This is a genomic window from Nocardia colli (genome assembly GCF_008704205.1).
Taxonomy (GTDB): Bacteria; Actinomycetota; Actinomycetes; order Mycobacteriales; family Mycobacteriaceae; genus Nocardia; species Nocardia colli.
The window spans coordinates 50999-64653 of the sequence record NZ_VXLC01000008.1 but is presented as its reverse complement, the minus strand read 5'-3'; the positions used below and the strand labels follow the sequence as shown (position 1 = coordinate 64653).

15 protein-coding genes are annotated in these 13655 nt (G+C 65.6%); 11 read left to right on the top strand and 4 right to left on the bottom strand.

The window, feature by feature from the left end; genetic code table 11:
- Positions 1–34 precede the first annotated feature (34 nt).
- From F3087_RS19290 to F3087_RS19275, 4 genes are all read left to right on the top strand, one after another.
- Positions 35–970 (top strand): alpha/beta hydrolase, encoded by a 936-nt coding sequence (locus tag F3087_RS19290; protein ID WP_150403395.1) that lies wholly within the window; start codon positions 35–37, stop codon positions 968–970.
- Positions 971–1040: 70 nt separating this feature from the next.
- Complete coding sequence (locus F3087_RS19285; protein ID WP_191094050.1) at positions 1041–2030, top strand: GlxA family transcriptional regulator; 990 nt, start codon at positions 1041–1043, stop codon at positions 2028–2030.
- Entirely contained in the window at positions 2027–2671 is a 645-nt protein-coding gene (locus F3087_RS19280; RefSeq protein ID WP_150403394.1) for a DJ-1/PfpI family protein, read from the top strand. The genes F3087_RS19285 and F3087_RS19280 overlap by 4 nt, the downstream gene beginning before the upstream one ends.
- 117 nt (positions 2672–2788) lie before the next feature.
- Positions 2789–3517 (top strand): TetR/AcrR family transcriptional regulator, encoded by a 729-nt coding sequence (locus F3087_RS19275; RefSeq protein ID WP_150403393.1) that lies wholly within the window; start codon positions 2789–2791, stop codon positions 3515–3517.
- Between the two features lie 16 nt (positions 3518–3533).
- On the opposite strand, the gene F3087_RS19270 is transcribed toward F3087_RS19275, so the two are convergent.
- The gene (locus F3087_RS19270) at positions 3534–4865 is read right to left on the bottom strand and encodes a lipase family protein (RefSeq protein ID WP_150403392.1); all 1332 of its coding nucleotides are present in this window, start codon (positions 4863–4865) and stop codon (positions 3534–3536) included.
- Positions 4866–5221: 356 nt separating this feature from the next.
- Between F3087_RS19270 and F3087_RS19265 the strand changes: the two genes are divergently transcribed.
- Both F3087_RS19265 and F3087_RS19260 read left to right on the top strand, forming a co-directional pair.
- Positions 5222–6646 (top strand): glycosyltransferase 87 family protein, encoded by a 1425-nt coding sequence (locus F3087_RS19265; RefSeq protein ID WP_150403391.1) that lies wholly within the window; start codon positions 5222–5224, stop codon positions 6644–6646.
- Positions 6647–6741: 95 nt separating this feature from the next.
- Positions 6742–7611: an oxygenase MpaB family protein gene (locus tag F3087_RS19260; protein WP_191094049.1), complete on the top strand. Its 870-nt coding sequence runs from the start codon at positions 6742–6744 to the stop codon at positions 7609–7611.
- Positions 7612–7758: 147 nt separating this feature from the next.
- On the opposite strand, the gene F3087_RS19255 is transcribed toward F3087_RS19260, so the two are convergent.
- Entirely contained in the window at positions 7759–8661 is a 903-nt protein-coding gene (locus F3087_RS19255; RefSeq protein ID WP_150403389.1) for a LysR family transcriptional regulator, read from the bottom strand.
- A 179-nt stretch (positions 8662–8840) separates the two neighbouring features.
- On the opposite strand from F3087_RS19255, the gene F3087_RS19250 reads away from it, so the two are divergent.
- The 3 genes from F3087_RS19250 (at position 8841) to F3087_RS19240 (ending at position 11219) form a co-directional block, all read left to right on the top strand.
- On the top strand, positions 8841–9152 hold the full coding sequence (locus tag F3087_RS19250; protein WP_150403388.1) for an EthD family reductase: 312 nt from the start codon (positions 8841–8843) through the stop codon (positions 9150–9152).
- 129 nt (positions 9153–9281) lie between these two features.
- Positions 9282–9836 (top strand): DinB family protein, encoded by a 555-nt coding sequence (locus F3087_RS19245; RefSeq protein ID WP_150403387.1) that lies wholly within the window; start codon positions 9282–9284, stop codon positions 9834–9836.
- Positions 9837–10346: 510 nt separating this feature from the next.
- Positions 10347–11219, top strand: coding sequence for an alpha/beta fold hydrolase (locus tag F3087_RS19240; RefSeq protein ID WP_150403386.1), 873 nt, complete (start codon positions 10347–10349; stop codon positions 11217–11219).
- Between the two features lie 270 nt (positions 11220–11489).
- On the opposite strand, the gene F3087_RS19235 is transcribed toward F3087_RS19240, so the two are convergent.
- Together F3087_RS19235 and F3087_RS19230 are read right to left on the bottom strand one after the other, a co-directional pair.
- Positions 11490–11882 carry a hypothetical protein gene (locus F3087_RS19235; protein ID WP_150403385.1) on the bottom strand — a complete coding sequence of 131 codons (393 nt, stop codon included), beginning with the start codon at positions 11880–11882 and terminating at the stop codon, positions 11490–11492.
- Between the two features lie 195 nt (positions 11883–12077).
- Positions 12078–12308, bottom strand: coding sequence for a hypothetical protein (locus F3087_RS19230; RefSeq protein ID WP_150403384.1), 231 nt, complete (start codon positions 12306–12308; stop codon positions 12078–12080).
- Positions 12309–12657: 349 nt separating this feature from the next.
- Between F3087_RS19230 and F3087_RS19225 the strand changes: the two genes are divergently transcribed.
- Together F3087_RS19225 and F3087_RS19220 are read left to right on the top strand one after the other, a co-directional pair.
- On the top strand, positions 12658–13149 hold the full coding sequence (locus F3087_RS19225; RefSeq protein WP_150403383.1) for a hypothetical protein: 492 nt from the start codon (positions 12658–12660) through the stop codon (positions 13147–13149).
- A gap of 85 nt (positions 13150–13234) precedes the next feature.
- Positions 13235–13414 carry a hypothetical protein gene (locus tag F3087_RS19220; protein ID WP_150403382.1) on the top strand — a complete coding sequence of 60 codons (180 nt, stop codon included), beginning with the start codon at positions 13235–13237 and terminating at the stop codon, positions 13412–13414.
- Positions 13415–13655 lie beyond the last annotated feature (241 nt).

Sequence of the window (13655 nt, the reverse complement as noted above, 5' to 3'; positions counted from 1 at the left end):
CTCGCAGCCGGGGGCAACTGAAGGGTTTCGATCCATGGTCAAGACCGCATGGAGCCTGACGGCGGCAATGGTCATGGTGCTGCTGAGCGGGCCGGTCGCGTCCGCGGCGCCGGGTTCGCGTGACATTCCGAACGTCACGTACGCGTCCGTCGACGGTCGGGATCTGAAGCTGGATCTCTACTTGCCCGCGGCCGGCGCCGAGCCCGCGCCGGTGGTCGTCTACATATTCGGTGGCGGCTGGCAGGTGGGCCGGCGGGACGACTACGGCGTTCCGATGCCGTGGGACCTCGGTCAGGCGAGCAAGTTCGAGGACTTGACCAAGGCCGGTTACACGGTGGCCGCGGTGGACTACCGGTACTCCACGCAAGCTCCGTGGCCTGCCCAGATCTATGACGTGAAGTCGTCGGTGCGGTGGCTGCGGGCCAATGCGGCGACCTATGGGCTCGACCCCGATCGGATTGCCGCCCTGGGCGAATCGGCCGGTGGGCATCTGGCGGCGATGCTCGGCACGTCCGGTGACGTCGCCGGGTTGGAAGGCAATGAGGGGGTGACCGGGTACTCGAGCCGGGTGCAGGCCGCCGTCAGCTGGTTCGGTGCGACGGACCTGCTCACGATGGATCAGCAAGCGCCCAAGGATGGGTTGAGCCTGCCCCACGATGCCGCGGCATCGCCCGAGGGCGTGCTGCTCGGCGGCTGCGCACCCTCGGCCTGCCCGGATCGCGCGCGCAATGCCAGTCCGGTCAGCTATGTCACCCCCGACGATCCGCCGACCCTCTTCCAGCACGGCACACACGACCACATTGTCCCGTTCGGGCAGAGCCTCGAGCTACAGGCCGCGCTGGACGCGGCGGGTGTGCCGACCGAGCTGCACGGATACGACGCCGATCACGTATTCCTCGGCGCGGTCTCGCCATTCGAGATTCGCGGCACGCTGATCAACTTTCTGAACCGGTACCTGCGGAAGAACTAGCACCTCTCGATGTCCTAAAAGGTGGGTTATTTGGCCTTGCAGTCATCGCGGGGTGGGGCGACGATGAGATATGGCCATTCGGAAGGTGCTCATCGTCTGTTTCGACGGCGTGCAGAGCCTCGACGTGACGGGGCCGCTCGAGGCGTTCACCGGGGCGAATACCGCCCGGGCCTGGCTCGGGCAGGAAGTTGCCTACACGATCACTACCGCTAGCCTCGGCGGGAAACCGGTGCGCACCTCGAGCGGTTTGCTGATCGTTCCCGACACGGACCTGGACAGCGTCGAGGATCCGGATGTCCTGTTAGTCCCCGGCGGGTTGGGCGGTGCCCAGCACGACCCGCGGATGGTGGCGTGGGTGCGGGAGAACGCCGGGCGGGCGCGGCAGATCGTCTCGGTGTGCACGGGTGCGTTCCTGCTCGCCGAGGCGGGCCTGCTCGCGGGGCGTCGGGTGACGACGCACTGGGCGCATTGTGCCGCGCTGGCCGAGCGCTTTCCTGACGTTCAGGTGCTGACCGAGCCGATTTTCGTTCAGGACGGCGCGATTTCGACCTCCGCCGGGGTCACCGCGGGTATCGACCTCGCGTTGGCCATCGTCGAGGACCACCTCGGCAGGGATACGGCGTTGGCCGTCGCGCGGCACCTGGTGGTGTTTCTGCGGCGGCCCGGTGGCCAGGCCCAATTCAGCGTTCAGCTCGCCACCCAGATGGCCCAGCGCGAACCCGTGCGCGAGGTGCAGCAGTGGGTGGCCGAGCATCCGAATTCCGACCTGTCCGTGGAGGCGCTCGCGCAGCGGGCGAGTTTGTCGCCGCGGCAGTTCACCCGGGCGTTCTCGGCCGAGGTGGGCATGCCCCCGGGACGTTATGTGGATCGAATTCGCCTGGAGGCCGCGCGTCGCCAGCTCGAGGACACCAATCACAGCATCGAGGAAATCGCCGACGACTGCGGATACGGCACGACGGAGGCGATGCGGCGCGCATTCCTGCGCGTGGTCGGCGTCGCGCCTGCCGAATATCGGCGACGTTTCCAACCGAGTTTCGTACCGTCCCTAGGAGAATCATGAAGATCGCGATCCTGCTGTTCGATCGTTTCACCGCCCTGGACGCCGTCGGGCCCTATGACGTGCTCAGTCGCCTGCCCGGCGCCGAGGTCGTCTTCGTCGGGGAGTCCGTCGGCCCCGTTCGCAACGATGCAGGCAGCCTCCGGCTGGTCGTCGACGCCGAGCTGACCGAGGTACTCGACCCCGACATCGTGCTCGTTCCCGGCGGCCCCGGCCAGACCGCGCATATGTCGGACGGTCCCGTGCACCAGTGGCTGCGATTGGTCGACGAAACCAGCACCTGGACAACATCGGTCTGCACCGGCTCCCTCATCCTCGCCGCCGCAGGACTGCTCACCGGCCGCCGCGCCACCTCCCATTGGCTGGCCCTCGACAACCTGACCGCATTGGGCGCGACCGCTGTCAGCGAACGCGTGGTCCACGACGGCAAATACGTCACCGGCGCCGGCGTCTCCGCAGGCATCGACATGGCCCTCACCCTCGCCGGAATAATCGCCGGCGACGAGGTAGCCCAATCCATTCAACTCATGGCCGAATACGACCCCCAACCCCCGTACAACGCGGGCTCCCCAGCCACCGCCCCCGCCGAACTCGTCACCCGCTTCCGCGAATCCAGCCGCCACCCCCAACCCCAGCCCTCCTGATCGAAAGGTCGCTCCGCGTAGACGATTTCACTGGTCGGTGTTATGGAGTCAACTGACCGGCTTGGTGATCTAAGTTCTGGATGACGAACTTTGATCGTGTCGAGCTATAGTCGGGGTATGGCAAGCGACCCCAAGCAGCGCCGGGCGGCGCGGCACGCCCAGCCTGATGCCGTGGCCGCGCCGCCGGCGCGTAAGCCGCCCATCACGGTCGAGCGGATCACCGAGGCCGCGCTACAGGTCGTGGCCGAGCAGGGATACGACGCGCTGACGATCCGCAGCGTGACGAACGTGCTCGGCACGGGACCGTCCTCGCTCTATGCCCACATCGTCAACAAGGCCGACATCGACGACCTGCTGGTCGGCCGGCTGTGCGCCCAGATCGTGCTGCCGAAGCCCGATCCGGATCGGTGGCGCGAGCAGATCCGCGACGTGTACGCCCAGCTGCGCGACCAGTATCTGAAGTACCCGGGCATCTCGCGTGCCGCGCTCGCGATGGTGCCGACCAACCTGGAGGCCCTGCGGGTGGCCGAGGGGATTTTCGCGATCCTGCTCTCGGCGGGCATCGAGCCGCAGACCGCGGCCTGGGGTATGGACGCCATGTCGCTCTACGTCGCCGGCTACGCCCTGGAGCACTCCCTGGTCCGGCAACGGCAGAAGGCAGAGGACGCGACCTGGGTTTTGAGCCCGGAGGAACTGGCGGCCCGCTTCGGCGCCCTGCCCGAGGCCACGTTCCCGAACACCAGGAAGTACGTGACCGAGTTGACCTCGGGCAACGGGCACCAGCGTTTCGACTTCGCCCTCGGTCTGCTCATCGACAACCTCGCGCCCGGTCCTGCCGCGGACTGAACGGTCGCCGCGTGGTTCAGCTGCCGGGGAATCCGGGCGGTAGCGGCTGGAAGTCGGCCTTGAATTTCGGTCCGGGCGGCAGGCCGCGCAGGACGGCGCTGGTCCAGGCGACCGCGGGGAACCATCCGGTCACGGCGTTGGTGATGTGTTCCGGGACCGGGACGGTGTAGAAGCGCAGATCGGCTCCGTGCTCCCAGTAGTAGTTGATCGCGGGGATGACGGTCGACGGCGGGATCAGTTCGTCCCAGAGACCGTGCCACCACAGGATCGGGGTGTCGGGGATGTGCTTGCCGAGACTGTTGTCCTGCAACACTTTGACGATCTCCGGGGAGTTCTCCATCGACTTGCCCGGCTGATAGTAGGCGCTGATCGGGCGGTACGAGCCGGACAGCGCGATGGTGGCGTAGCACCGGGCCTGGAAGTCTTTCAGCAGCTGCTGGCCCTCGGCGTTGAGCAGCTCCTCGGGTTTGAACACGTCGGGGTATTCGCGGGCGAGGCTGGCCATGCCGAGCCACATGGTGAAGTTGCTGGTGCCGGTCAGGCCCGGCTCGGGTTGGGTGGCGTATTTGGCGATGCCGACCAGATCCGCCGGGGTGCCGCCGATGGTGGTGCCGAGCAGCCGGACATCCGGGGCGTAGCTTTCGCGCAGTTCTGCCGCGCGAATGGAACCGGACCCGCCGCCGGAATATCCGTAGAGCGCGATACCGGAGTCGGCGAATCCCAGCCCCGGATCGTTCTTCATGGCGCGCAGGCTGTCGAGCACCATCTTGCCCTCGGCGTAGGTGTTGAACGTGTTGAACTTGCCGTCGAAATCGGGGATGTTGATCGCGAATCCCTGCTCCAGCCAATATTGCAGGAGCGCAACTTCTTTCATGGTTCCGGTCTGCATCGTGTAGGACGGATTGCAGGCGGAGTTGGTCGAGTCGATCGCCTCCTGGAACGAGATCACCGGCCGCGGACTGCCCAGCCATGGAATTCCCGGTACGACAACGGTTGTCGCGGTGACGATCGGATTGTCGTGCACATCGTTGGTGCGGTACAGCAATTGCTTGGTGTAGACCGGGAACGGAATGCCGAGCAACCGGGTCTGCACCTCCCTGGAGCGCACGATCTGCCCTGGCGCGTAGGTTTCCAGCTCCGGCGGATCGGCGTACCAGGGATCCTCGGCCGGCACCGGAATCGGCAGCAGGTCATAGAGTCCGGGCTCGGTCGGCAATTGCGGCAATTGATTCTGATCCGGCGGGAACGCCGGGTATCCGGGGTCGGCCGTGGCGGCCCCGATCGCAGTCAGCGCAAGGCACATCGACACCGCCGTTACGCCGAGCCGCCGCATCGCGGATTTCCCCATCTCGATCCTCCAGCATCATTGCTCGGTCACGCCGACCATGCGGGTCGGCGGTCCTGAATCAGCTCAGCGCAAATGACAGCGATTTGCTATCGGCATACCGCTGATCATTGTCCGATCGGCATTGTGCACATGCACGGTCCGGGTCCGGAATGTTGAGTCTCGAGCTCTGATCGTCACGGCACTGCGTAACCTGCTGTACCGACTGTGCTCTCAGATAGCTGGACGGACAGTTCGTGGGCCGCGCGCAGGCCAGTGTCCGTTTCGACCGTGTTGCCCGCCTATGAGCGCGCGCGTCGAATCCGCTCCGCCGATCGACCGTTGATCTCCGCACCGACGTACCGAGCTAAGGCGCCTATATGACGACAGCAGCATTCCCGGACACGAAGCCTTTGGTAGCCGATCGAGAATCGGCGGCCGACGTCTCGAATGCCTTGGTAGGCACCGGGATATTCGCCGCGCTCGCGGTTCTCGTGTGGCATGTCTATGCCATCCCGCTCGGGAATCCGTACTACGGCCTTTTCGGCAATGGTGTGGATCTCTACGTTTATCAGGCGGGCGGCGCGGCCGTTCGCGCCAGGGCGGGCCTGTACAGCGGGCCGGTCTTCTTCGATATGGAATTCACCTATACCCCGTTCGCCGCACTGGTCTTCGTCACGTTGACGGTGCTCGGGCCGTTGACCATGAAAGTGCTCTGGTGGGCGGCGATCATGGCCGCGCTGGTGGCGCTCGTCATGGTCTGCCTGCGCGCCCTGCGCTATCCCAATTCCCCACGTACATGGTTGTTCGCGGCTGCGCTCGCGGTGGTGTGTACCGCGTTCGAGCCGGTGCGGTCCACGATCTGGCTCGGACAGATCAACGTGTTCCTGGTGCTGATGGTGGTCTGGGATCTCACCCGCCCGCGTACCGCACGATTGCGTGGACTCTTCGTCGGTATCGCGGCCGGCATCAAACTCACGCCCGCGTTCTTTCTCATATACCTCGCCTGCACCCGGCAGTGGCGGGCGTTCTGGATCGCGACGGGCTCCTTCGCGGCGACAATCGCGATCGGTTTCCTGGTGCGGCCCGGCGACGCCACGACATATTGGGGGCAACAGTTCAGCGCTTCGGCGCGGGTCGGACCGGTCGATTCGCCGGCCAATCAGTCGGTCAACGGGTTCTTGGCACAATTGCTGCGGTTCTACGACGTGCGCCGCTTCGCCGTGCACAATTCCGAGTCGACGGTGTACGTCGCGCCCACCTGGATGTGGCTCGCCGTCGCCGCTCTGTTCGTCGTCCTCGGCCTCGCCGCCGCGGTGCTGGCCGACCGGTCGCAGCGGACGCTGCTGGCGGTCACCATGGCGGGCCTGACCTCGGCGTGCGCGTCACCGTTCTCCTGGGGGCACCACTGGGTCTGGTTCGTACCGCTGTTCGTTCTCGCGCTGCACCACGGGTGCGTCGCGGCCACCAGATACCGCTGGTTGCCGTGCCTGGCCGTGCTGCTCACCAGCTTCTGCTGGTGGTGGAATTACCCGGGCCGCCCGCCGATCGCGGATGCGCCACATCCGATCGGCATCGGGCTGTTCATGCTGCCCCGGGACGACCTTCCGGCCTGGTGGGCGAATATCGCCGTGCCGTACTACGCGGGCTGCTACCCGTTGCTTTTCCTTGCCGCCGCCGTATACGTGATCTGCGCCGACCGTGGTCGAATGCCGAGCAATGGAACAGAAAGTTACCGACCTCGGCGAATTGCGGCAACGGAGATGCAGCCCGACTCGCTGACCGGTTGCTCGCGTGCCGGTTGAATTGTCGTCGCCAGTTGTGTTCACTGTGAGACGCACCATCGAATTATCGGTCTTGGCTCGATCGGCAAGATGACGACGATCAGATGGAGGCAGGAATGGACGCTGTCGCGAGGCATGGCGCGATTGCCGCCGAACCGCTCGGTCCGGGGTGTATGGCCTGGGAGTTGGCGGCCGATCGGACCGTGGTCCTGCAAGGTGCGGCGAGTCTGCTGATGCAGACCGCGCATCCGATCATCGCCGCGGCGGTTTTCGACCATTCGACACCCCGCGCCGATTTGGTCGGCCGGTTGAACCGGACCATCGACTCGATCTGGCGGCTCATCTACGGCGGGCAGGGCGCCCTGGACGAATCGCAACGACTGTTCGAGATGCACAAGGCGATGAAAGGTATCGACGCCGACGGGAACCGATACCACGCACTGCGTCCGGAGGCTTACGCGTGGGTGCTGGCAACCTTGTTCGACGGGTTGTGCCGCTATCGCGTGGCGATAAATGCGCCGATCCCCGAATCCGATCGGGAGCAGTTGTATCAGGATTGGCGCCAACTAGGTGGGGTGCTGGGGCTGCGGCCGACGCATATGCCGGCCGACCTCGCCGAGTTCGAGGTGTACTACGAAACGATGATCGCCGAGCGGCTGCAGACCGGCCGCGTGTTCCACACAATGTTCAAATCGCTGGTCCTCAACTACATGACGGCCTCGCCGGTACCGCACCTGCCCGACCGTGTCTGGAATCGGCTGCGGCCGCCGGCCGGGTCGTTGGTGCGGCTGTTCGCGGTCGGCCTGCTCCGGCCCAGCGCACGGGAGTCGTTCGAGCTGACCTGGACGTACAAAGACCAGCGACGCCTCAACCGGGTCGGGACCGGCATCCGCACCGTCAATGCGGCATTGCCCGCTCGGGTTCGGCACAGCGGGCTCGCCGCGGCGGCGCTGCGCACGGAGAACGGTGCGCGCCCGCCTATCTAGGAGGCGGATGGCGATATCAAGAAAATGCTGGGACTTCTGCGAGGCAGCAGTTCGCGCGTATGGGCGCGACTCCTGCCGGGCGACCGCGCAGCGTTGGCGGTACGGGGTCGGCCTCGCCGACGTCCGTATCGCGTGATCTGCTGTGCGTCAGTCCGGCAGCCAGTGCAGTTCGTGTGCAAGGGATTTGGCGACGGTACGGATGCGGCGGTGTAGAGGTGACTGCTCGCGTGGGAGAACCAGGTGGATCGTCAAGGTGGGTGCGCCCCGCAGCGGTCGCCACGTGAGACCGGCCGGTGCGACCGCGAGCGCGGTTTCTCCGGCCGGGGCGAGGGTTAGTCCGTCGCGTAGGTCCGGTTGAGACATGTCGTAAGAGACTGCGGGCGTGTGAAATTGGGGATTGAGCCGAGTGTCGCGGAACAGTGCGGACAGCTGATCGTGGATCACGGGATTGGCCGTACGGTCGGGGAGTCGCAGCGGATACGCGGCCGCATCGGCGATCTCGATCTCCGGGTGCTCGGCCAGCGGATGGTGCTGTGCCAGTTGGACTCCGGCGCGCACCCGCCGCAGCGGGAACCGGCGCACGCCACGACCCGGTTGTTCACCGCGGGTGATGCCCGCATCGATGCGGCCGTCGGCGACGGCGGGGGAGATCTCCGGTGTCGCCATCGGGACTGCGCTGACCTCGAGTCCCGGGCTGCGGCGAATAAGCCTGTCCACCAAGGCCGGTGTCGTCTCCGCCCCGGTGCTGAGGCTGTATCCGATGCGCAGCGTGCCCAGTTCACCGGACCCCGCATTCCGGGTGATGTCCCATGCCCGGTCCAGCGCTGCCAGCGCGGGCGGCGCGGATTCCGCCAAAGCTGCACCGGCCGTGGTCAATACGACGCTGCGCGTGTCCCGAATCAGCAGGCTCGTACCGAGTTCCGCTTCCAATCGGCGCATCCGGGCACTGAGTGCGGGCTGCGCGATACCGATTCGTGCGGCCGCGCGGGTGAAGTTCAACTCCTGTGCCAGCACCAGGAAGTACCGCAGGCTCACCGTGTCCGGTGCCATATGCCCCTCCCCACGATTGATAACGATCCGTTCTGAGCCTATCCCGTCCCGGTCTTTCCCCCGGCCGCACATCAGGCCCTAACCTGCGCATATGACGATTCGACCGACCGCGGTAACGGGCCAGCCTCCGTTCTCGCCCGAATCCCTATGTCCCGCAACCAGCGATGCAGGAGGCAGTCATGCATAAGTTGATGGTCTTGTATCCCAAGCCCGCCGACCCCGACCATTTCCGCCACTACTATGTGACCAACCACCTTCCACTGGTGATGGAAATGCCCGGCCTGCTTGCCTGGCGCTACAGCTTCGACGTCGCGGCGGCAAACGGAGAACCGCCGTATTTCGCCGTCTTCGAAGCCGACTTCGCCGACGCCGCCGCGATGGCCGCATCGCAGGCATCGGCACAAGGCCGGCGGGCCGCCGCCGACGTCGCCAACTACGCCACCGGCGGTGCGATCGTCATCCACTATCCGGTACAGGACGGCATCGGCTGAGCCGCTCCGGGACGCACTCTTCTGCCGCGAGGCGCTCGTTGGTCGGCCGTCCACATCTATCGCTCGACGCCGCACACATGCCGATTCGCTCTGATCGCTCCTGAACGACGATCTGGGATACTCCCGCACATGTCCACGCCCCCGACAGCATCCACCGAAGATGTCATCGACCAGCCGGTTCGGGCCCAGTTCGAGGCGTTCCTCAACGAGCACCGCAGTGCCCTCAACAGCTGCTTGGACGGACTGACCGAGGAACAGGTGCGCCGATCGTTGGTGCCGTCTCGGACTACCCTGCTGGGCCTGGTGAAGCACGCGACCTTCGTCGAGAAGGTCTGGTTCGATGAAGCAGTCACCTGCCGGTCGCGCACCGAGATCGGCATCCCCATGACACCGGACGAGTCATTCCTCCTCGACAATGACGACACCATCGCGACTGTCCAGCGAGCGCACCGCAACGCATGCGACGCATCACGCCAAGCGACCTCATCTCTGCGACTGGACGACATGGTCCACGGCAACCGACGCGGTCCGCTCCCACTGCGCTGGGTGTACCTCCACGTGCTGCGCGAGCTCGCGCAGCATTGCGGGCACGCCGACATCCTGCGCGAACAGCTGGTCAACGCAAAAATTTCCAGAACATTCGTACCGCCGAATCACCCTCGAACAACGCGTCGATCTCCTTGATCGGCGCGATAAGCCCGACAACAGTGAGCGCCATTACGGTCCAGAAGTACCACCATGGCCGGATCTGGCCGTCCCCTCCGACCTGACCCAGCTTGTACACCCACATGACCGAGAAGACCCATAACACGAAAGGGTCCCGAGAAATCGAAACGTCGCCCGCCGAAAGCCCTGGCGCACACGGCGTTCGGCCTTCTTGTTGCCGGGTTGGGTCGTCGGCATTGTCGAGAAGCTCCGCTCATACCGCTGCGCGGGCGGATCGAGCTGACTCCGTGGTCTCGCTGCCGGCCACCTCCCAACGCACCAAAATGCGAACAGTGCTGAGGGGATCACCTTTCTCGGCCATAGCAGCGATAGCACCCCCACCTACGCGCGAGGTGGCCGGTTGTCCAGGCCGAGCCGGTATCCCGGTGTTGTAGGTGATACCGGGATTGATGTTGTGTCCTGGTGGGTTTCGCGGTCGTCATCGCACAAGATGAACCAAACCTGACCGCCAGCGATCGAAGGAGCGCGATGACACTCCCCGAAGAACAACCGATCGACACTGTCAGCGGACCGTTCAACGTCTTGACTTGGCCTGGGGACAGCGACCCGGTCCTGGCCGTCCATGGTCTCTCCAGCACCAACCGGCTCTGGACCTGGTTGCATCAGGCCGCGCCCTGGGCCACTCTCCTGGCGCCCGACCTGCCCGGCAGGGGCGCGACTCCCGCCAGGCAGACTCGGCCCTCGTCCGCCCGAACCCACGCTGACGGACTGGCGGCCCTGCTCGACGCACTCGGCGTCGAGACCGCCGACGTGATCGGGATGTCGTTGGGTGGGTTCATCGCGGTCGAGCTGGCGGCGCATCACCCACATCGGGTTCGTTCGGTTACCCTGATCGACGGAGGACTACCCACCCCGGCCACGATGGCACCTGAACAGCTCGCCGGGGTACTGCGCGCGAAGTACCGTGAACAGCCCGACTGGCCTGACGCGACCGCGTATGCACGCCACCAAGCCGACACGGAAACGCCGCTGGTGGACGCCGCCGATCCGCGGTTCGTCGCGATGCTTGCCCATGAACTGCGAGATGGCACAGCTGGGGGTTCCGTGCTCCGTGACGTCGACACCGAGGTCGAGGACGCGGTCAGCGTGCTCGCCTCTGAGCGTCCGATCACCGCGCTGGCCCAGGTCAAGGCGCCGACTCGGCTGCTGCACGCCCAATGGTCCACAGGCGAGGGCAGCGCGCCGATGTACCCGCCCGACCACGTGGCGGCCCTCTCGAAGCGCACACCGTCATTGATCCACACCGAGCTTGTCCAGCGCGTGGACCACGCCGCGCTGATCATGACCGACCGCGGCGCGGAACGCTGCGCGGGCGTCCTGGCGAAGGCACTGGGACGATGAACGTCTCTTCATCCAACAAGGTCGGCTAGATCTGCGGGAGAGGCACCTCGGCGGCTCGATCCAACACACTCACATGCCGCGGTTCGGCCCGACTGGTGCGTGGTCGCGTCGTTGTTGCCTTACCCATACAAGGAGTCGGGTCCCAACGCTGAACCGTGCAGCCACAAGATCTTCCCGGCTGGCGCGAAGTTTCATGTGATCGGCGGTTTCGCGGGTAAGGGTCATGAGGTGGTGACCGTGGTCGGCACTGCTCACCGCCGCCGGGCGAGATCAGAGACCGCAGGGCGTGCCGGCCACGTCCAAGGCAGCGGTGAGAGCGGGATCCCCCATCACCCTGTCGAAATCGTCGAGGTTCGTCGCGGTCTCGAGCCGACTCAGGTGTGCCGCAGCAGTATTCAGCGCGTCTTTCAGCGCGCCCGGGTCAGCGTTGTCTGCCACGACGCGGAGGTCCCCCGCGGTGTCGAGGTAGATCTTCCGCAGCTCGGAGAACGAGTCCGCGCCGCCGAGTGCCCCGAGCCGGTTGTTCAAGTCGGTCCAGGCCCCGTTGAAGGCCGCGCACGTCGCCTTGTCGTCCACCGCTCCCGCAGTACTGGCAACCGCGGTGAGTCCGCACGCGACGACCATCAGCGCCGACACGATAAGAGTTGTTCCTCGCATGGACATGTCCCTTCTCCCGAGGTGATCCCCGGCACGGGAGATCTTCTCAACACAGCGAACTGGTACGCGACGCGGGGAACAGACCGGCCCGGACTGTGCAGGTATCGGAGGAAGGCTGTTTCGAGGTTGAGCCTTCGGCCGTCCGGATTCGTAGTCGATGCGGCTTCTCAACGCGAGTACTTGCCGTATGTCGCGCGAATCCTATGGAGTGATATCGGCTCCGTCGGATGACCACACCCGCCAGATGGCCGTGGGAATGTAGACGGTGATGCCGCGTTCGTCGTGCTGTACAGCCACGTCGTCCTTGACGCAGTCGGGGACGACGTCGTATTCCACGATGACGTGGTCACCGGCCGCGAGCGGCTGCTCGTCGCCCTGGATCTCATAGGTGATAGTTATCGGCTTGTCGCCCGCTTGTATGCGCACTCTCACGCAGCGAACCTAGTTGTCCCGGGCGCACACGGCCGCGCGCAACACCATGGAAGCGCCCGATCGAACGCACTCTTCTGCCGCTGGGCGCGCCCAGCCAACGCACAATATTGCCGAATACCGGATGTCGGGGATGATCCCGTAGTTCTCGTTGTCAGCTCCGGGTGCCGTAGCTCTGGTGTCCCGGGTGTTCGCGGTCTGCAGCACTCCATTTTCGTCATCCCGGCATGCCTTCAGGCGGGATCCGTTGTCGGCCTGTAGGTTTCCGGTCGAGGGCGCTGCCGGATTTCGTTGCGGATGGGCTGCGCGGGTAGCGTCGCCCGCGTAGAGCTCGGCCGGAGGGGATGGAGCCATGGTGGTGTCGCTGTGGCGGTGGTGGCGCTGTGTCACCTGCTGGCGCGTGGTGAGCTTGGTCTTGGTCGCATTACCGCGGGTGTTATATGCGCACTTCCCGGAGCTGCCCGACAGTAACGCCGGGGCGGTCCACGACGAGGCCGCGGTGGTCCTCGCAGAGACCGTCGTCGGGGTGGGCTACCTGCCGGCGCGGCCGCTGTTCGAGCAGTTGCTCGTATTCGTCGTAGAGTCCGGCCTCGTGGTGCTGTTGCCCGCAGTCGTCTTCGCGCTGCCGCGCAGGCTGGTCCGGCGCGGAACGCGCTGGGCCGCAGGAATTCTGGCTGTTCTCGGCACGGTAGACGGATATCTCGGGATGAAGGCGCTCGAGCACAACGACACGGCGGGATGGGATTTGCTGCTCCCGTCGCCGTTCTACCTGCTGGCAGCGGGCGCGCTCGTGCTGAGCCAACGGCAGCACCGGCCCGAGGCGAGTGAGCCCGCGACGAGCTAGCGCGGCGACGACACAGCTGGCAGCTGGGTGTTGCCACGTTTTGTAACCTGGACGCCCGCGAACACAAAACTCGATCACGAACGCATTGACGCGACACGGCCTGCGAACGCTCGCCGCCCGCAACACGGCCATGATCGAAACCGCGGCGTACGTGCCCGCCGCCGTCATGAGCGAGCTGCTCGGAATTCACATCAACACCGCCGAACAGTGGACCGAACTCGCGCGATCGAACTGGGCCGACTACCTCGCGGCCGCGAGCACGTGACGTACCGAACCCGGATACCGGTCCACGCAGCGAGGCTGGCTATTCGAAGTAGTCCGTTAGTCAGTACGCTCGCACCGCGAGCGCATAAAATCGCAGGCGCAGAACGCAATCCAGCAATCAGGCAATCGCCGACCTCGAAGCTACTGCAACAAGTCGATCATGCTCGGTCGTGGACCCAGCGCCAGGCGTTGGGCTGCGGGTCGCTATCCAAGTGGTGCGTCGTCGTCTCGGCGATGAGTTC

What these genes read in the sequence shown, in the direction of transcription:
- F3087_RS19240 (WP_150403386.1), top strand. Translation starts at nt 10,347, where the DNA reads ATGACACTCCCCGAAGAACAACCGATCGACACTGTCAGCGGACCGTTC.
- F3087_RS19290 (WP_150403395.1), top strand. Translation starts at nt 35, where the DNA reads ATGGTCAAGACCGCATGGAGCCTGACGGCGGCAATGGTCATGGTGCTG.
- F3087_RS19235 (WP_150403385.1), bottom strand. Translation starts at nt 11,882, where the DNA reads ATGTCCATGCGAGGAACAACTCTTATCGTGTCGGCGCTGATGGTCGTC.
- F3087_RS19225 (WP_150403383.1), top strand. Translation starts at nt 12,658, where the DNA reads ATGGTGGTGTCGCTGTGGCGGTGGTGGCGCTGTGTCACCTGCTGGCGC.
- F3087_RS19285 (WP_191094050.1), top strand. Translation starts at nt 1,041, where the DNA reads ATGGCCATTCGGAAGGTGCTCATCGTCTGTTTCGACGGCGTGCAGAGC.
- F3087_RS19265 (WP_150403391.1), top strand. Translation starts at nt 5,222, where the DNA reads ATGACGACAGCAGCATTCCCGGACACGAAGCCTTTGGTAGCCGATCGA.
- F3087_RS19255 (WP_150403389.1), bottom strand. Translation starts at nt 8,661, where the DNA reads ATGGCACCGGACACGGTGAGCCTGCGGTACTTCCTGGTGCTGGCACAG.
- F3087_RS19280 (WP_150403394.1), top strand. Translation starts at nt 2,027, where the DNA reads ATGAAGATCGCGATCCTGCTGTTCGATCGTTTCACCGCCCTGGACGCC.
- F3087_RS19260 (WP_191094049.1), top strand. Translation starts at nt 6,742, where the DNA reads ATGGACGCTGTCGCGAGGCATGGCGCGATTGCCGCCGAACCGCTCGGT.
- F3087_RS19250 (WP_150403388.1), top strand. Translation starts at nt 8,841, where the DNA reads ATGCATAAGTTGATGGTCTTGTATCCCAAGCCCGCCGACCCCGACCAT.
- F3087_RS19245 (WP_150403387.1), top strand. Translation starts at nt 9,282, where the DNA reads ATGTCCACGCCCCCGACAGCATCCACCGAAGATGTCATCGACCAGCCG.
- F3087_RS19275 (WP_150403393.1), top strand. Translation starts at nt 2,789, where the DNA reads ATGGCAAGCGACCCCAAGCAGCGCCGGGCGGCGCGGCACGCCCAGCCT.
- F3087_RS19270 (WP_150403392.1), bottom strand. Translation starts at nt 4,865, where the DNA reads ATGGGGAAATCCGCGATGCGGCGGCTCGGCGTAACGGCGGTGTCGATG.